Consider the following 17,813-nt stretch of genomic DNA (forward strand, 5'->3'; position numbering starts at 1 on the left):
CCATCATGAAGACCTATCTCGTTGGCGGCGCCGTACGCGACCGCCTGCTGCAGCGTCCTCCCGGCGACCATGACTGGGTGGTGGTCGGTGCGACCCAGCCGGAAATGGAAGCGCTGGGTTACAAGGCCGTGGGCAAGGACTTTCCGGTGTTCCTGCACCCGGACACGGGTGAGGAATACGCGCTGGCTCGCACCGAACGCAAATCCGGGCGCGGCTACCGCGGCTTCGTGGTGGATGCCGATCCCTCGGTGACGCTGGAAGAAGACCTGCAGCGCCGCGACTTCACCATCAACGCCATCGCCTGCGACGAGGCCACCGGCACGCTGGTGGATCCGTACCACGGCGTGCGCGACATCGAACAGCGCGTGCTGCGCCATGTCGGTCCGGCGTTCGTTGAAGATCCCCTGCGGGTGCTGCGTGCGGCGCGCTTCATGGCCCGCTTCGCACCGCTGGGGTTTACCGTGGCACCGGAGACACTGCAGCTCATGCGGCAGATCGCCGAGAGCGGCGAACTGGATGCGCTGGTGCCCGAACGGGTGTGGCAGGAGCTGCGCCGTGCGTTGGGCTCGGCGCAGCCATCGGCGTTCCTGCGCACGCTGCACGACGCCGGCGCGCTCGGTGCCGTGTTGCCGGAGCTGGAGGCGCTGTACGGCGTGCCGCAACGCGCCGAGTTCCATCCGGAAGTGGACACCGGCGTGCATCAGGAGATGGTCAGCGACATGGCCGCCCGGCTCGCACCGGGCGACGACCTGGTCGGCTTCGCCGCGCTCACCCACGACCTGGGCAAGGGCCTCACCCCGCGCGAGGAGTGGCCGCGCCACCTCATGCACGAACAGCGCGGCATCGAACCGTTGCTGAAGTTGTGCGAGCGCCTGAAGGTGCCGCTGGAACACCGCCAGCTGGCCGAGGCCGTGTGCCGCGATCATCTCAACGTGCACCGCATCGATGAACTGCGCGACGCCACGGTGCTGGAGCTGTTGGGCCGCTTCGATGGATTCAGGCGTCCAGAACGCATCGCCCGTATCGCGCTGTGCTGCGAGGCGGATGCACGCGGCCGCCTCGGTTTCGAGGACCGTCCCTACCCGCAGGGCGAAACGCTCAAGCGCCTGCACCAGGCCGCACTGGCGGTGCAGGCACGCGACCTGGACGTGACCCACCTGAAAGGCCCCGCCATCGGCGATGCGCTGGCCCAGGCCCGCCGCAAGGCAATTACCACAGCCCGCCGGTCGGGCTAGCCGACAGTGGACGTTGTGCAGGGATGCACGACAAACAGGCCGCCTGCTCCGGGTGAGCGGACAAGGTCGGCGTCAGACAGGCGCGCGCGGGCGGTGGTAATGAACAACCGCCCGTCGTCGGCGAATGCCAGGCTGCCTACGTGCGCGGCAGGCACCGGAATCGAACGCAGCACCGCGCCGTTCGGTGCCAGCTCGACCACCGCATGGCCGCCCCACATGGCGACCCATAGGTGGCCATCGGGCGACATCGCCATACCGTCGGGCTTGCCGGGCACGCCAAGGAAATCAGTCACTACGCGCGGTTCGCCCAAGATGCCCGCGTCGATATCTACGGGATAGGCGAGCAGCGTGCGTGCAAGCGTGTCGATGACGAACAGCGTGCGCTCGTCCGCAGAAAACGCCATGCCGTTCGCAACACCCAGCCCCTCGGCCACGCGCCGCGCGGGCGCCTCAACGCCGGTGGCATGGAACAGTGCGCCCCGACCGGACAACAGCCCGCGGTGCATCGAACCGCCCCACAGCCCTCCCCGGCTGTCGACCACCAGATCATTGAGCCGGCAGCCGGCACCGACGTCGATGTCGGGGCCGGCGGCGATGCTTCCATCCGCAGCGAGCCGCAGGAAATGCGTTTCACCGTTGCCCACCAGCGCAGCGCCCACCCGCCCCAACGCCCACACCGGCTCGGGCACTGCCACGCGGGTACACGTCGTGCCGTCCCACCGCAACAGGCACGGCACGGTCGGATCGACCCAGCACACGCTTCCATCCCCATCGCACAGGGGCGACTCGCCCACCAGGGCCTGCGCGGCATACACCAACGTCGCTACCGGCGCGGGGGGCGCTTTCAATGCGTGGATCCACCCCGCAGCGCGCCGGCCAACATCATCGGCCGCACGACCCGGACGGTACAGATCGGTACCGACACCGAACGCCTGCACGCCTGCCTCGCGGTAAGCGCCAATGTCACCCGTGCCCACGCCCCCCACCGCAATCAGGGTCACGCCGGCCGGCAGGACCGCCGACAACGCCGACAACCGCGGTCGCGCACCGTGCGCCGGAAATGCCTTGAGATGGCGTGCACCAGCGGCGATGGCGGCGAATGCCTCGGAGGCGGTGGCGAAGCCGGGCAGCGCGATCATGCCCTTCGCCACTGCTGCGGCGATCACGGCCGGATCGGTGTTGGGCGACACGCAGAACGCGCAGCCGGTGGTGGCGAGCTGTTCGACAGCCTCGATGGTCAGCACCGTGCCGGCGCCGATCAGCATGCGTCCATCAAAATGCGCCGCCAACGCGGCGATCGTGGGGAAGGGGTCCGGTGAGTTGAGCGGCACTTCGGCCAGCCGCACGCCGGCGGCGTACAACGCCTCAACCACGTCAACCGCTTCCGCACCGGTCAAGCCACGCAGGATCGCTATCAGGCCGGTGTCGGCCAGCGCACGGTCGAACACGGCGTCGTGCGCACTCATGCCACCGCTCCCGCTGCCTGGTGCACTGCGAGGAACCCGCGCGTCGAGGCCTGCTGCGACGCAATGACGATGCCGGAGACCCCCAGTTCCTGCAACGCGCGTGCATACAGCGCGCACACCGGCGCGGCACCGATCAGCGGCACCGCATTCAATGCGTCCCAATAGCGGCGCACGTCAGCGAGCTCCGCGCCGATCAGCAACCCACGCAGATAAGAAGCCCCATCGCGCCGGGCCAGGTCGCCCCGGATCACCCGCGCCCGCGCGCCGAACAGCAGGGTGGTCAATCCCGCACCGCCCTGCGCGGCATGCACGCCATCGATGAAGGCCTCGCCGTCTTCGGCCGGACCATCAACGACCGACGCCAGCAAACCCGCTGCGGTGAGCCGGTCGAAGATCTCGCCCGACATCGCGGTCATGAACTCCACCACCACGCCCCGTTCCAGCCGCACCCACTTGCTGTGCGTGCCGGGCAAGGCCACCAGCCCGGTGGCGGGAATCGTACCGAGTGCGACCATCCCCAGCAGCTCGGTTTCCTCCCCGCGCATGATGTCCGGTGCACCATCGCCGCGCCGGCAGGCCAAGCCCGGAACGATCGCCACCGCATGCGCACCGATGTGCACCTCATGCAGCCGCTCGGCGATGGCGTGCGGGGATGCCGGGCACTCCACGTATCCCGCGTCACTCCAGCCGATGTTGGAACCGATCATGCCGCTGGCGTAGATCCGCGAGGCGTGTGGCCACGCCGTTGCCACCTCCTCCAGCAGGGCCTGCATCTGCGACCGCTCCAGCCCGGCAATGCCGCGCGGCTGTTCGATCGTCGCGCTGACGGTTCCGTCGGCGTCGATCCGGTAAGCGCGGAAGTTGGTACTGCCCCAGTTGATGCCGATGATGTAGTTCGCGTCCTGCACACTCATCGCCGGGTCACCCCTGCACCACCGTCCAATGGAAACACCGAACCGGTGATCCAGCCGCTGCGCGTCGAGGCCAGGAACAACGCCAGCTCGGCGGCGTCTCCGGGCGTACCCAAGCGACCCAGCGGATGCCGCTGCTCGTTGCTGCGGCGCGCGGCGGCGGGGTCGGCGGCGCGGGCAAACGAGGCCTGCAGCATCGGCGTGTCCACCGATGCCGGCGCGATGGTGTTGACCCGGATGTTGTCCGGGGCAAACTCCAGCGCGGCGGTGCGCGCCATCTCTTCCAGCGCGGCCTTGGAGGCGGCATACGCCGCCAGCCCCGGGGTGGCGAAACGCGCGTTGATCGACGACACCAGCACGATGCTGCCACCGCGCCCGCGCATGTCCGGCACCACTTCGCGCATCACCCGCAGCGCACCGAGCACGTTGACCGAGTACACGTCCAGCCAAAGCTCGTCGGTGCTGTCGAGCGTACTGCCCGGCGGACAGATGCCGGCGCAATGCACCAGCGCATCAAAGGGCCCCAGCACAGAGCGCAGTTCGGCAATCGCAGCACTCACCGCCTCCGGTGAGCGCAGGTCGGCCACTGTCATGGCGTCCGCCCCGCTCGACACGCCCTTGTCCAGCGCCGCCACCCGGGCGCCATCGGCGCGCAGCCGCATTACCACCGCCGCGCCGATCCCGCTGGCCGCACCGGTCACCAGTACCGTGCGCCCCTGCATTCCCGCCTCGCTCATGCCCTGCCCTTCCTTTCCAGAGGAACCATGCTCAGAACCGGTAGGTCAGGCTGGCCTTGTAGGACCGGCCAAACACCACGTTGGTACGCAGGCCTTCGGCATAACCGTCGAAGGTGCGCTGTTCGCTGTCGAGCAGGTTGTTGCCTTCCAGCTTCAGCGACAGGCGATCGCTGAAATCGTAGCTCATCGATGCCGACAGGTCCTTGTAGGTATCGTTGTAGATGCCCGTGGACGCTGCCGACAGCCCTACCAGGTATTCGTCGCGCCAGTTGTAGGCCAGGCGGATGCCGAACGGGCCGTTCTCGTAGTAGCCGATCAGGTTGGCGTTGTTCTTGGACAGGCCCGGGAAGGTCATGGCATTGCCGTTGATGTCGGTGATCGGGGTTTCCGAGTCGATCCAGGTGTAGGTGGCCACCACGCCGAAGCCGTCGAACATGCCGCTGAAGGGCACCTGCGCCAGCAGCTCGGCGCCCTTCACCTTGGCCTTGTCGCCGTTGATCTTGCGCAGCACCAGGAAGTTGACGTTGCTGTAGGTTTCCGCACTCTGGCGCTGCACGATGAAGGTGGACACGTCCTTGTAGAACAGGCCGGCCGACAGCAGGCCCTGGCCGCCGTAGTACCACTCCAGCGACAGGTCGTACTGGGTGGCCTTGAACGGATCCAGGTCCGGCGCGCCTCCGCTGCCGGTGCCCGGCGAGGTCTGCACGCCATTGGCATCGAACACGGCGTTGTTGTTGAGGGTCACGCCATTGTTGAGGTCTTCGGTGTTGGGGAACGCCACCACCTTGGCCGCGCCGCCGCGCAGCACCAGGCTGTCGCTGATCTGCAGCTTGGCCACGGCCGAAGGCAGTACGTTGCGGTCGTCGCGCTCGAAGTTGGACGGGGTCAGCACGCCGGTGCCGCTGATCAGGTTGCCACGCGAGGTCAGGTCACGGCCCACGAAGCGCAGGCCGACATTGCCACCCAGTGCCATCCCGCCCACCTCGGTGTCCCAGTTGAGCTTGGCGTAGGCCTCGAGGAAGTCCTCGTCGACGCTGAAGGTGGCTGCATAGGCCAGCGCGGTGTTGGCCGGATCCAGGCACTGCGGGTTCTGCGAGATCTGCGGCAGCGTGGTGAAGCTGCCGCAGCCGCCGAAGGTGCCGCGGAACGCCCCCAGGTAGTCGCGCGGCAGGCCGGCGAATTCTCCCGGCAGGAAGTCGTTGTTGCTGTACACGCGGATGTATGGATCCATCTGCGTGACCGGAATGCCGCCGGCCGGGCGGATGTCGGCGCGGCGCGGGTCCTGCAGGCTTTCCAGCCGGCTGAAGCGCGCGCCGACATCCAGCGAGCGCAGCGGGCCGTTGTCGAAGGCCAGGCTCCAGTCGGTGCGCAGCGCGCGCGAATCGGTCTGCGCGCGCCAGTCGTTGTCGAACAGGATGCTCATGCGCCATTGCGCCGGATCGACCACGTTGACGCCACTGACATTGAAGCTGCCGAAGCTGCCGCTGCGCAGATCGAAGTCGGTGACCGAGGTCAGCCCGGCCATCGGCGCCAGCCGCATGTAGCGCTGGTTGTAGCTGGCGGTGGAGCGGCCCCAGTCCAGTTCGGCCGAACCGGTCACGCGTTCGCCGACCTGGAAGCTGGCACGCAGCGCGCTGGACAGGGTGTCCGAATCGATGTCGGCCACTTCGGTGTTGAGCAGCACGGTGCCGGTGGATCGGCCGGCCAGCAGGATGTCGTGGTCGGAGTAGACCGCGTTGCTCAGGCCAGCGGAGGGGTTGAAGGCGATCCAGTAGCGGTCGCGCTCGGCCTTCTGCCGGGAATAGAAGGTATCCCAGGACAGCTCCACGCCATCGGCGGGCCGCCACTGCAGTACCGCGCTGAGGCCAACCTTGGTGCGGTCATCGTCGATGTTCTGCGCGCGCATGTCGGTGCTGCCGAAGCGCGTGCGGGTGGGATCGCTCGGGTCGTTGAAGCGGCCATAGCCGGAGAAGGTATCCAGGCCCTGCTGCACCACGTTGCGGCGGCCGTACGTGGCCGACAGCAACGCGCCGAAGGTGCGGTCCTCGTTGCGCCGCGAGATCAGCCCGAAGGCGTTGTGGCCCCAGGAATCGGCCATGTCGTCGTAGGTGCCGGCCAGGCTGACCACGTTCTGGTCACTATCGCCCGACAGCGGCTGGCGGGTGTGGATGTCGACGATGCCGCCCAGCCCACCGGAGATCTGGTCCGCACCGGCCAGCTTGGTGACTTCCAGCCGCGAAATCAGCTCGGAGGGCACCAGCGAGAGCAGGCCGTAGGTGGAGGTGGCGAGCTGATCCAGGCCGTTGCCGCCGCGCCCGGTGGCGTCGACGATCTGGCGGCCGTTGTACAGCAGCACGTTCTCCTTCAGGCCACGCACCAGGATGTCGCTGCCCTCGCCCATGCCGCGCTCGAGCTGCACGCCGGCGACCCGGCCCAGCGATTCGGCCACGTTGGTATCGGGTAGCTTGCCGATGTCATCGGCCACGATCGCGTCGACGATCTGGAACGAGTCGCGTTTCAGGTCGCGCGAGGCTTCCAGGCTGCCGCGGATGCCAACGACGCTGACCGCGTCCAGCGTCTGCGCCTGCTTTTCCCCGGCGGCGGTGGCGCCGGCGGGCGGCGGTGTGTCCTGGGCGGCGGCCAGCATCGGCGCCAGCAGGCAGGTGCCCAGGGCGGTGAACAAGGTGGAACGTCGAAAACGAAGCATGTATCGGCCCTCTCCCAAGGTAGGGATCCCGCTGCAGGCCCCCGACCTGCCCAGCTGGATCCAGCGCTTTTTCGTCGTTGCTGCTGCGCTGCCGCTTGGCAGCGTGTAGCTAATATAGCAATATGATTTGGCCGCGCACGCTGCAATGCAGCGAAGAATCAATAGCCTCTTGTAGCGTCTGCGGCCACTTCCCTTCCATAGTGTTGCTATCCAAGGCACACGCTTTCCAACAAGGACCCGGCGCAATGGCCGTTCTACAAGGTGTCTTCCCGATCCTGCCCAGCATCTTCGACGCGCACGGCGCCCTCGACGAGGCCGGCACCGAAGCCGTGTTCGAGTACATCCTGGCGGCCGGCGCGGCCGGGGTGGTGTTCCCGGGGCTGGCCAGCGAGTACGACATGCTCACGCTCGATGAGCGGCTGCACCTGACCGCCTGCATTGGCCGCTGGAACCGCGGCCGCGTGCCGTTCATCGTCGGTGCAAGCGCGCGCACGTTGGAAGATGCGGTGCGCCTGGCGCAGGCCGGCGGCCAGGCCGGTGCAAGTGCCGCCATGGTACTCACCCCGCATGCGCTGGCCGGCGACGCCGACGGCATGGCCGCGTTCTTCAGCCGCCTGGCCAGCGAATCCGGCGTCGCCGTGATGCTGCAGAACGCACCGGCGCCAATGGGTGTCGGGCTGGGCGTGGACGAGGTGGTGGCACTGACCGCGCGCGTACCGGCCATTGAATACGTCAAGGAAGAAACCATGCCGTCTGGACATCGCATCACGGCGCTGGCCGAGCGCGCCGGCAGCAGCGTGCGCGCCGTGTTCGGCGGCGCCGGCGCACGCTATGTACTGGATGAACTGGCACGCGGCGCACTCGGCACGATGCCGGCCTGCGAGATCACCGAAGTGCATGTGGCCATGCTCGCGGCGTGGGCGGCGGGCGACCAGGCACGCGCGCGCACGCTGTTCGAACGCACCCTGCCCCTGCTGAGCATGCAGGCGGTGTTCCGCTGGCGCCTGACCAAGGCCATCCTGCTGCGCCGCGGCCTGATCGGCAGCGACCATGTGCGGGCGCCGGGTCCGGCGCTGGACCGCTTCGACATGCGCGAACTCGATATCCTGCTCGATCGCATCAGCGACCTGCTGCCGTTGGACGCCGTCCCGGGACAGGTCCGGAGAACCCACGCGTGAGCCAGGTCAGACAGGTTGAAACCTTCATCCTCACCGTTCCACGCACCACACCCTACCTGGGTCCGCTGGGCCCGGGCGAGCGGGTCAACGCGCGCGGCTACCTGGTGCGGAAGGGCAACGGCACGCTCTACCCGACCGTGGACCGTTCGGTGCTGGTGCGCGTCACCACCGACGATGGCGCGGTCGGTTGGGGCGAAACGTATGGCATCTGCGCGCCGCGCGCGACCTGCGAAATCATCAACGACCTGCTCGCGCCGGAACTGGTCGGGCGCGACCCCGAGGACGTCGAGCAGATCTGGGACGACCTGTACGGGCTGATGCGCGTGCGTGGCTGCGGCAGCGGCTTCCACACCGACGCGCTGGCCGCGCTAGACATCGCGCTGTGGGACCTGCGTGCACGCGCGGCCGGACAACCGCTGTGGGCGCTGCTCGGCGAACGACGGCATGACACGATTCTGGGCTATGTCTCCGGCCTACCGGCGGCAACGGTCGCGGAGAAGGTGGCGATGGCGCGCACGTTTGCCGCACAGGGCCATGATGCGTTCAAAGTCCACGCTGTGGTGAGCCATGACGGCATCGTCGAGGAGATGCAGGCGCTGCGCAACGAACTGGGCGACGCGGTGCACCTGATGGTCGACCTGCACTGGAAGTTCGATCACGCGCAGGCGTTGGCGTTGGCTGCGCAGCTGGTGCCGGCGCAGCTGACCTTCATCGAAGCGCCGCTCAAGCCTGAAGATGTCGCCGGCTTGATTGCATTGGGCGGCAACAGCCCCATTCCGGTTGCAGCGGGTGAAGAGTGGCCGACCGACCATGTCGCGCAGTTGCGGCTGGTGGGTGGCACGCTGGCCTATGTGCAACCGGAGATGGGCCACACCGGCATCACCCAGTTCCTGCGCATTGCACGCTTGGCCGGTGCGCATGGGGTGCAGGTGGCGCCGCACGCCACCATCGGCGGCGGCATTTTCATGGCCGCCAGCCTGCATGCGTCAGCGGTCATCGAGGGCTTGTGGCGCCACGAGTGGCAGCACTCGATCTTCTCGCGGTCGGTGGAGATGCTGGACACCGACATGGCGTATGAGCGCGAAGGTTACCGGCTGCCCTCCGGGCAGGGCCTGGGTGCGCAGCCCAATACGCGTTTCTGGGAACACGCAGAATTCGTGCCTTGAGCGCGGGGCCGGACAATCTCCGGCCCCACGCGTCGCAGGGATGAGCGCGGCAGGGTCGCATCCCAGTCGACCACCGATGGATTCTGCAACGTCCTATGGTGGCATGACCTCCGTCGCAGCCGGCTTCGGCCGGGGTCATGCGTTCGTCGTGCCGATGACCAGTGTCGGCAGGCGTTCGGGAACGGACCCTACCCTCAGGCCGCCGCCACCGCCTCGGCGTCCGGGCCAACCAGCGTCATTCGCGAACGCTTGGCTTTTCTCAATGCGGTCCAGGCAAGCAGTACCGCGATCGGGTGCAGGAATGCCATCAGCACGAACGCGCGGTCGAAGTTGCCGTCGGCGACCAGATGGCCCACCACCTGCGCCGAGACCATGCCACCCAGTGCACTGCCGCAGCCGACCAGGCCCGCTACCGAGGCGATGTAGCGCGAAGGGAACAGGTCGACGGTCATCGCGGTGAGATTGATCTGATAGGTAAGGTGCGCGAAGGTCACCACGCACGCCAGCGCGAGAAGCCACGGGATCGGCGGATGCAGCGCCACCAGCATGCCGATCGGGGCCAGGCACGCCGCACCGATCATGGTGGTCAGTCGCGCCCGCGCCGGGCTCATGCCGCGTTTGACCAGTCGACCTGAAATCAAACCACCACCGACGCTGCCAATGTCCGCAGCGACGTAGACGATCCATGCCAGCGAGGCGATCGCGGCCAGGCTCATGCCGCGTGCGTCGCCCAGGTATTTGGGGAACCAGAACAGGTAGAAATACCAGACCGGGTCGGCGACCGCGCGCGAGGCCACCAGCGCCCACACCGTGCGGTCGCGCGCCAGCCGACCCCAGATGCCTTGCATCGAGGCCGCGGGTGCGGGCACTGCCTGCGTTTCGATCGCGGGCATGGCGACCGCCTCGGCGGCGGTGGCTGCAGCCACCTCGGGGGCCGCCTGCCGCGCCGGGCGCGGGTAGACGAAATACCACGCAATCATCCACAGCAATCCGGCCACGCCGGTGATCCAGAACGCGCTGCGCCAGCCGTAGGTCAATGCAATGCCACCGATCAACGGCGGTGCGAGCGTCGCGCCGATCATCGCGCCAGCGGTGTACAGGCCCAGCGCCAGCCCGCGCTGCGGCGCCGGAAACTGCTCCGACACCACCTTGGTCCCTACCGTGTAGTTGCCCGGCTCACCCAGTCCCAGCGCGAACCGCGCCGCGCCAAGTTCAAACGCGCTGCGCACAAAGCCCGTGGCGATGTTGGCCAACGACCACCACCCGACAAACAGCAGCAGCGCCACCCGTGCGCCCAGCCAATCGGTGACCCGGCCCGCCATCACGTAGGCGGCGGCATAGGCGAACAGGAACACCTGCACCACGCGGGCGTATTCCAAGTCGCTCATGCGCAGGTCGGCCTGGATGGTGGTGGCCAGGATCGACAGCGCCTGCCGGTCCAGGTAGTTGATCACCGTGGAAAAGAACAGCAGCCCCAGCAGCACCCACTTGGTGTTCCTGCCCGCCTTCACGCGCCTGCACGCTTGGACATCGCCGATGCCTCCCCTTCGGAAGGCTGCAACGTATTGCTATTGTAGCAACATGTCAAACCGCACTGCGGCAAAACCTCAGCCGATCTCGGCTGCCGCCGCACGCAGTGCCGCCACCAGTTCGCCGGTCGCCGATTCGGGGATCCAGCCGGACATCGCGATGCCGGCGTGGACCGGATCACCCATCGCGATGGCCACGATGTGGTGGTCGCGTTCGTCGGCCACATGCACGCGTGCATGGCCCTGGCGGCGGGTCTGCTCCAGCGTGGCGAGCAGCTGCTCGATGCCCTCCGGGAACATCGGGATGGGGCGGTCGGCGTACAGCTCGCGCACCTCCTCGTCGGACAGCTGGGCCAACAGCACGATGCCGATGCCGCTGGTGGTCGCCGGCAGCAGGCCGATGCGGCCCAGGCCGCGCGCGGCCTCGATGCCCGGCGGCGCATGGAACAGGTAGCTGACGCTGTCGTTCCACAGCACGCCCAGTGCGACGGTGTGACCGAACCGGCGCAGGTGCTCCAGCACCGGCAGCGCGCGGCGGATCAAGCCCGATGCGAACAGGCTCTGTGCGGCCAGCACGTGCATGCCCGGGCCGGCGGTGTATTTGCGGTCGGCGGTCTGCCGCGCGATGCCCAGGTAAGCCAGGGTCTTGAGCAGCCGGTTGACCCGGGTGGGATTGGCATCCAGCTGCCGGGCCAGTTCGCGGCAGCCCACCGGTTCGGGCGAGGACGCCAGCGCCTGCAGGGTCGCGATACCGTCGATCAGGCTCTGGTTGGGTTGGGCATTGGGCTTGGTTCGCATCCTGAAAGCGTACTTGCCCTCCGGAGGTAATGCCACCAATAGCAACACACTGCCCGGGTTCGACTAGAAGTCGAACCGCATCCCGAGCGTGCCTTCGATCACCTTGCGTTCCTTCTGCTGGCTGCTCTCCAGGTCACGGGTGTAGTCGGCCACCGCGAACGCGCTGACGTTGGCATTGAAGCGCGCCACGACGCCAACGCCGACTTCCAGCGCTCGGTACGCCTGCTGGCTCACCAGCGGGTCACCGCCGATGTCGACGCGGTCTTCGCCGCTGAGCGCCTGCCAGTAATTGAGCTTGAAGTAAGGCTGCCAACCGGTGTCGGCCAGCGCGTAGTCGCCCGCCACGCGCAGTCCCGCGCGCCCTGTCCACGCGTTGTCGCTGTCGATCCGCAGGGTGGCTACCGCATCTGCGCTGTCGTCCATGCGGGCGCGTTGCCAGATGACCTGCAGCTGCGGTTCCAGCCACCAATGTGACTGGCCCAAGCGCAGCAGGGGCCTGCCGATCTCCAGTGACGCCGTGGTTCCAGTGCCCTTCATATCCACGCCAAGCCCCCGGCTGGAGACGCTGTCGCCGTCGTAGCGGCTCTGCATCACCACCGCGTCCAGGTAGCCGTTCGCCGCACCCACGCGCGTCCAGTACAGGCCGGCGTGCTTGTCGTCCAGGCGGGCACGACCCGCTGCGACATTCTCCCAGCCGAGCGCAAAGCCGGTGACGTTGCCGCGTGCGCGGGTACGGCCCACGAACACGCCAACCTGGTCGCGGGTGTCCCCTGCATGGGCATACAGATCGGCGCCGGCCTGCACACCGACGAAATCGCCGTCGAAGCCAGGCTGCGCATCGCCGGCCCACTGCTGCTCGTGGCTCTGGCCGATCATGCGACCCCACGCCGCGCGGAAACCGCCCTCGCCGCGCAGCAGGCGCTGTTCACCCTGCCGCTCGTGGAAGGTCCCCAGGCTGGCCAGGCTGGCTTCGCGCACCAGCGGCGGCACGACCGCATACGGGGGGGTTTCCAGGCGATAGATCGGCACGACCGCCAGCGGCGACGGCCGCGCATTCGGCGTAGGCGGCACCAGCAGCGGGTTGGCCGGTGGTGACGGTTCACCTGGTGACACCACCGCCACCGGGGCCGGCACCGGCCCGGGAACAAGGGTGGAACGCAGGTACCAGCTCTCACCCGTGCCTGCGCTCACCCCCCCCTTGAAGAGGTAGTAGTCGTAGGCGCCGGCCGATACCGAGCCACCGAGCGCGAAGGCGGTGGGGCTGGTCGTGGCCCCGTCCAGCGCCTGCACCAGCAGGATGCCATCGACCACGGTGCTGGCGCCGGTCCCGCCCACGTTGAGGATGTTCATCACCGTGCTCCCGGTGGCACTGCCACCGGCGATCACCAGGCGGTCCGACGCCGACGCATCTGCCCCCAGCACCGTCTGCAGCTGCAGCACTCCACCGTTGCCGACGTAATCGCCAACGATGGTGAAGCTGTCACCTGGCGTGCTCGTACCGCTGCTCAGGTCGATACGCCCGGCGTTGCTGACGGTGACGCGCTGGCCGGCGTTGAACGGCGCCACGCGCCCATTGCCGGCACCGGCCAGCAGCGCGCTGCTGGCATCGATGGACAGGCTGCCGGTGCCGCTCGCCGCGTCACCCAAGGTGAGGGTGCCGTCCATTGTCAGCTCGGTGGCGCCGGTGGCGCTTACCTGCTCCCAGCCGCTGAACCGCCCCACGCCACCGGTTTTTACGTTGCCCAGGTCCAGGCGATCGTTGCCTGCACCGGCATCGAACGACGGCAGCGCCCCCAGCTGGGTCGGGGTCAGGTTGGCCAGGCTGGCCGTGTCGTTGCCTTCCCCGAATTCCACGGGTCCGCGCAGCACGCCGCCGCCACTCCATTCGAGGCGGTCATTGCCGACGCTGAGCAGTACGCTGCCGCCGACCGTGCCACCGCTGATTTTGATGATGTCATCGCCGCCGCTGACGCTGATGTTGCCGCCGATGTCGCCCGCGGCAAGCTCCACGCGGTCCTTGCCCAGGCCGGTAACAAGATTGGCATCGATGCTCCCGCCGGACATCAGGAAGACGTTGTCATCCAGCTTCATGTTGACCCGACCGATGCGGCCGCCGGACATTTCAGCGGAGTCGCCATCGTCGAAGCCAGCGACAATGTGACCGGCGGTCATGCGGAAGCTGTCGTAGCCGTCGCCCTGCACCAGCGAGCCGATCGTGCCGCCGGTCATCACGAACGTGTCGGGATCGCGGCTCTGGTTCACTTCACCGGTCACGGTGCCGCCGCTGATCTCCAGGCTGTCCTGGCCATCGCCCTGGTCGATGCGGTCAATCACCCCGTCGCGGATCACCAGCGTATCGGTGCCTGCGCCCTGCAGCACGCCACCGGTGATCGTACCGCCCAGCATCTCCACGCGGTCGGCACCTGCGCCGAGGAACAACGCGCCACTGCTGCCGGTGATGACGCCGCGGTTGACCACGGTGGTGGCGGTGTTGCTGAGTATCGCGAAGCCGCCCGTGTTGACGATGCTGCCGCTGTTGTTGATCTGGTGCCCGCCGCCGCCATCCAGTGCGACGGCCGCGCCGCTGGCCAGTGCCAGTTGTGCGCCGCTCTGTACGTTGAGGGTGACGTTGGCCGACCCGACCTGGCTGACGACCGGCGTGGTGTCCGGGTTGGGCGCGGCGGTGCTGCAGGTGACGGTCTGTCCGCTGGTGGGCGCAGGGTTGTCGCAGCCCGCCCAGGCAGGGGCCGTGGTGCCCAACAGCAGTGTTCCCAATGCACCGCGCCAGCCGATTCCGAGGCAGCACGCGACAGCAGAAACCAGCCCGTTGCGGGCTGGAACGGAGGCATGGTGTTGCATGACCCTTCCTTTCATCGAGTGAGGTGGGTACTGCAACGGACCTTTGGTTCCCCCCGTAGGGCCGGCGGCGCTACTGTCCGCCGTCCCCCGTGACGGCCAGGTCAAGATCGCGGCGCACGCGTGGGGCTACCAGTCGAAGCGCAACCCGATGTTGCCTTCGATCACCTTGCGTTCCTTCAGCGCGCTGCTTTCCAGATCGCGCGTGTAGTCGGCCACCGCGAAGGCGCTCACGTTGGCATTGAAGCGCGCTACCACGCCCACGCCGACTTCCAGCGCGCGCGATGCCTGCTGGTTGATGATGCGGTTGGTGTCGAAGTCGATGTGGTCTTCGCCCGTCAACGTTTGCCAGTAATTGAGCTTCAGGTAAGGCTGCCAGCCGCTGCCGGCGATGTGGTAGTCGCCCGCCAGGCGCAGCCCGACGCGTCCGGTCCAGGCGTTGTCACCGTCGAAGCGCAGCGACGCGATGCGGTCGGCCGCATCATCGATCGCGGTGCGTTGCCAGATCACCTGCAGCTGCGGTTCCAGCCACCATGCGGACTGCCCGAAGCGCAGCAGCGGCTTTCCGATTTCCATCGAGGCAGTGGTCCCCTCGCCCTTTACATCAATGCCCAGCCCGCGCGACGACGTGGCATCACCGTCGTAGCGGCTCTGCATCAGCACGGCATCCAGGTAGCCCCCCGCACTGCCCACGCGGGTCCAGTACAGGCCCACATGTTTGTCGTCCATGCGGGTGCGCCCCACCGCCACGTTCTCCCAACCGATCGCGAAGCCGCTCACGTTGCCCTGCGCGCGGGTGCGGCCGACGAATACGCCGAACTGGTCGCGGTGGCCATCGTCGGCGTTGGCATACAGGTCCAGGCCGGCCTGGATGCCCTGGATATCACCGTCGAAGCCGGGCTCGGCGTCGCCGTCCCAATGCTGTTCATGGCTCTGCCCGATCATCCGCGCCCAGGCCGCGCGCACCCCCCCCTGCCCGGCCAACACGCGCTGTTCGCCCTGGCGCTCATGGAACGTGCCAAGGCTGGCCAGGCTCGCCTCGCGCAACAAGGGCGGCACCACCGAATACAGGCCGGTCTCGAGGCGATACAGCGGAATGATGTCGCCCTGCGCGGGGGTGGCGTCCGGGGTGGGTGGCACGGCCCGTGGCCCCGGAACGGCCGCTGCCGCCGTGGGCACCGGCGGTGGCACCTCTTCCTCCGCGGCGGCCACCGGCGCCGGTTCCGGCGGCGGCGGTGGCGGCGGCGGCTCGGCAGCTACCGGGTTGGGGTTTTCGGGAACGTCCGGCGACGGCGGCGGTGGCAATGGCGCCGGTGCAACGCCGATGGGATCGGGCGGTGGTGGTTCGGGAGTCACCGTGGCTTCCCCGGTGGGCGGTGCGGCAGCGGCCGCGGTCGTCCCACTCACGAGGGTCGAGCGCAGATACCAGTTCTCGCCGCTGCCGGCGCTGACGCCCCCCTTGAACAGGAAATACTCGAACGCACCCGCAGCCAGCGGGTTGTACAGCGCGAATGCCGTGGGGGTGGTGCTGGCGCCGTTGATGGACTGCACCACCAGGATGCCATCGGCGGCAGTTTCCGCGCCCTGCCCGCCCACGTTGAGAATTCCGATGCCGGTGGTGCCGCTGGCCACGCCGTTGGAGATGACCAGCCGGTCCGAGGGCGAATCGTCCGCGCCCAGCACGCTCTGCAGGTACAGAGCGCCGCCGTTGCCGGTGTAGTTGCCGGCGATGGTGAACACATCACCCGCGCCGTTGCTGCCATTGCTCAGGTCGATGCGACCGGCGTTGCTGACCGTTACCGGAAGCGCGGCGTTGAATGCCGTGATACCGGCATTGACGCCGCCGGCGAACAGCGTGCTGGTGGCATCGACATCGAGGTTGCCGGTGCCACTGCCCGCGTCGCCGAGACGCAGGGTGCCGTCGAACATCATCTGGCTGTCGTTGCGCAGCGCGAACGATTCCCACCCGGTGAAGCGCGCGACGCCATTGGTCTTGACGTTGTCCATCAGCAGGGTGTCGCTGCCCAGGCCGCCATCGAAGCCGGGCAGCGCGCCCAGGTGGGCCGCATTGAGGTTGGCCAGGCCAGTCACATCGTTGCCTTCGCCGAAATCCACCAGCCCGTACACCACCCCACCGCCGTTCCAGTCCACCCGATCGTTGCCCAGGCTGAGGCGGATCTCACCGCGCACGGTGCCACCGGTGATGGTCACGGCATCATCGCCACCGCTGACGCTGATGTTGCCGCCGATGTAGCCATCGGACAGCACGATGGTGTCGCGCCCGAAGCCGGTCACAAGGTTGCCGTCGATGGTGCCGCCGGACATGAGGAAGACGTTGTCATCCAGCTTCATGTTGACCCGGCCGATCTGCCCGCCGGTCATCTCGGCGTAATCGCCGTCGTCGAACGCGCCGATGATGCGCCCACCGGTCATGCGGAAGCGGTCATACGCATCGCCCTGCAGCAGCGCGCCGATGCTGCCTCCGGTCATCAGGAACGTGTCGATGCCGTTGCCCTGCTGGACGGTACCGGTGATGGTGCCGCCGCTGATCTCCAGGCTGTCCTGGCCGTCGCCCTGGTCGACGCCGCTGACGGTGCCGGCGCGCATCACCATCGCGTCGTTGCCTGCGCCCTGCAGCACGCCACCGGAGATGCTGCCGCCGAGCATGTCCAGGCGGTCGTTGCCGGCGCCGAACACGATTCCGCCGGTGCTGCCACTGATCACGCCACGGTTGACGACGGCGGTGGAACCGCTCAAGAACAACCCCGCCCCACCCGTGGCAAGAACGCTGCCGTCGTTGCTGATCCCGTGCCCGGCACCGCCCTGCAGGGTGATGGCATTGCCACTGGCGATGCTGAGCTGCGCGCGCGGCGCGATGTTGACGGTGACGTTGTTCGCGCCGGCCACGCTGGTCACGGCCGTGCCAGCGGGGTTGGGTGCTGCATTGGTGCAGGTGACCGTCTGCCCGGTGTCGGGTGCGGTGTTGTCGCAGCCAGCCCAGGCCGGTGCGCTGGCGGCGATCAGCACGCCGCTGCAGGCCAACCGGATGCCGTGGGAAATACGTTCGCCCAGCAACGAGCGAACCGGTAATCGGTTCACGGAATGCATACAGCGTTTCCTTGCAGAGGAGGAAGTACTGCAGATCGGCCACCGGAATACACAGGCGGTCACACGTACTTTCTCGTCTACAGCGTGACGTTTTGGTCAACGCGCACGCAGCACGCCGCGTC

At 67.9% G+C, this 17,813-nt stretch carries 11 protein-coding genes; 3 read left to right on the top strand and 8 right to left on the bottom strand.

The window, feature by feature from the left end:
- Window positions 1–5: 5 nt before the first annotated feature.
- Window positions 6–1,235, top strand: a complete 1,230-nt coding sequence (locus AC3ITN_RS16395; protein WP_489391197.1) for a multifunctional CCA addition/repair protein — start codon at window positions 6–8, stop codon at window positions 1,233–1,235.
- On the opposite strand, the gene AC3ITN_RS16400 is transcribed toward AC3ITN_RS16395, so the two are convergent.
- Genes AC3ITN_RS16400 through AC3ITN_RS16415 form a run of 4 tightly spaced genes read right to left on the bottom strand, consistent with a single transcriptional unit; the run spans window position 1,232 to window position 7,056 of the window.
- The gene (locus tag AC3ITN_RS16400; RefSeq protein WP_489391198.1) at window positions 1,232–2,701 is read right to left on the bottom strand and encodes a 2-dehydro-3-deoxy-6-phosphogalactonate aldolase; all 1,470 of its coding nucleotides are present in this window, start codon (window positions 2,699–2,701) and stop codon (window positions 1,232–1,234) included. The genes AC3ITN_RS16395 and AC3ITN_RS16400 overlap by 4 nt on opposite strands.
- Window positions 2,698–3,615, bottom strand: a complete 918-nt coding sequence (locus AC3ITN_RS16405) for a 2-dehydro-3-deoxygalactonokinase (RefSeq protein WP_489391199.1) — start codon at window positions 3,613–3,615, stop codon at window positions 2,698–2,700. Before AC3ITN_RS16405 ends, AC3ITN_RS16400 begins: the two co-directional genes overlap by 4 nt.
- Window positions 3,612–4,349 (bottom strand): SDR family NAD(P)-dependent oxidoreductase, encoded by a 738-nt coding sequence (locus tag AC3ITN_RS16410; protein WP_489391200.1) that lies wholly within the window; start codon window positions 4,347–4,349, stop codon window positions 3,612–3,614. The genes AC3ITN_RS16405 and AC3ITN_RS16410 overlap by 4 nt, the downstream gene beginning before the upstream one ends.
- A gap of 31 nt (window positions 4,350–4,380) precedes the next feature.
- On the bottom strand, window positions 4,381–7,056 hold the full coding sequence (locus AC3ITN_RS16415; RefSeq protein WP_489391201.1) for a TonB-dependent receptor: 2,676 nt from the start codon (window positions 7,054–7,056) through the stop codon (window positions 4,381–4,383).
- 245 nt (window positions 7,057–7,301) lie between these two features.
- Between AC3ITN_RS16415 and AC3ITN_RS16420 the strand changes: the two genes are divergently transcribed.
- Together AC3ITN_RS16420 and AC3ITN_RS16425 are read left to right on the top strand one after the other, a co-directional pair.
- On the top strand, window positions 7,302–8,234 hold the full coding sequence (locus AC3ITN_RS16420) for a dihydrodipicolinate synthase family protein (protein WP_489391202.1): 933 nt from the start codon (window positions 7,302–7,304) through the stop codon (window positions 8,232–8,234).
- Complete coding sequence (locus tag AC3ITN_RS16425; protein ID WP_489391203.1) at window positions 8,231–9,400, top strand: mandelate racemase/muconate lactonizing enzyme family protein; 1,170 nt, start codon at window positions 8,231–8,233, stop codon at window positions 9,398–9,400. Before AC3ITN_RS16420 ends, AC3ITN_RS16425 begins: the two co-directional genes overlap by 4 nt.
- 194 nt (window positions 9,401–9,594) lie before the next feature.
- Here the strand turns inward: AC3ITN_RS16425 and AC3ITN_RS16430 are convergent, their stop codons facing one another.
- The 4 genes from AC3ITN_RS16430 to AC3ITN_RS16445 all read right to left on the bottom strand — a co-directional run bounded on the left by AC3ITN_RS16430 (window position 9,595) and on the right by AC3ITN_RS16445 (window position 17,682).
- The gene (locus AC3ITN_RS16430) at window positions 9,595–10,911 is read right to left on the bottom strand and encodes an MFS transporter (RefSeq protein ID WP_489391204.1); all 1,317 of its coding nucleotides are present in this window, start codon (window positions 10,909–10,911) and stop codon (window positions 9,595–9,597) included.
- 96 nt (window positions 10,912–11,007) lie between these two features.
- Window positions 11,008–11,727 carry an IclR family transcriptional regulator gene (locus AC3ITN_RS16435; protein ID WP_489391205.1) on the bottom strand — a complete coding sequence of 240 codons (720 nt, stop codon included), beginning with the start codon at window positions 11,725–11,727 and terminating at the stop codon, window positions 11,008–11,010.
- Window positions 11,728–11,790: 63 nt separating this feature from the next.
- Window positions 11,791–14,586, bottom strand: a complete 2,796-nt coding sequence (locus AC3ITN_RS16440; RefSeq protein WP_489391206.1) for an autotransporter family protein — start codon at window positions 14,584–14,586, stop codon at window positions 11,791–11,793.
- Window positions 14,587–14,712: 126 nt separating this feature from the next.
- Window positions 14,713–17,682: an autotransporter family protein gene (locus AC3ITN_RS16445; RefSeq protein ID WP_489391207.1), complete on the bottom strand. Its 2,970-nt coding sequence runs from the start codon at window positions 17,680–17,682 to the stop codon at window positions 14,713–14,715.
- Between the last annotated feature and the right edge of the window lie 131 nt (window positions 17,683–17,813).

Source organism: Stenotrophomonas sp. KH_036_B (assembly GCF_057839485.1).

Bases quoted from the DNA above. Each gene is read 5' to 3' on its own strand.
- AC3ITN_RS16395 (WP_489391197.1), top strand. From the start codon at position 6: ATGAAGACCTATCTCGTTGGCGGCGCCGTACGCGACCGCCTGCTGCAG.
- AC3ITN_RS16400 (WP_489391198.1), bottom strand. From the start codon at position 2,701: ATGAGTGCGCACGACGCCGTGTTCGACCGTGCGCTGGCCGACACCGGC.
- AC3ITN_RS16405 (WP_489391199.1), bottom strand. From the start codon at position 3,615: ATGAGTGTGCAGGACGCGAACTACATCATCGGCATCAACTGGGGCAGT.
- AC3ITN_RS16410 (WP_489391200.1), bottom strand. From the start codon at position 4,349: ATGAGCGAGGCGGGAATGCAGGGGCGCACGGTACTGGTGACCGGTGCG.
- AC3ITN_RS16415 (WP_489391201.1), bottom strand. From the start codon at position 7,056: ATGCTTCGTTTTCGACGTTCCACCTTGTTCACCGCCCTGGGCACCTGC.
- AC3ITN_RS16420 (WP_489391202.1), top strand. From the start codon at position 7,302: ATGGCCGTTCTACAAGGTGTCTTCCCGATCCTGCCCAGCATCTTCGAC.
- AC3ITN_RS16435 (WP_489391205.1), bottom strand. From the start codon at position 11,727: ATGCGAACCAAGCCCAATGCCCAACCCAACCAGAGCCTGATCGACGGT.
- AC3ITN_RS16440 (WP_489391206.1), bottom strand. From the start codon at position 14,586: ATGCAACACCATGCCTCCGTTCCAGCCCGCAACGGGCTGGTTTCTGCT.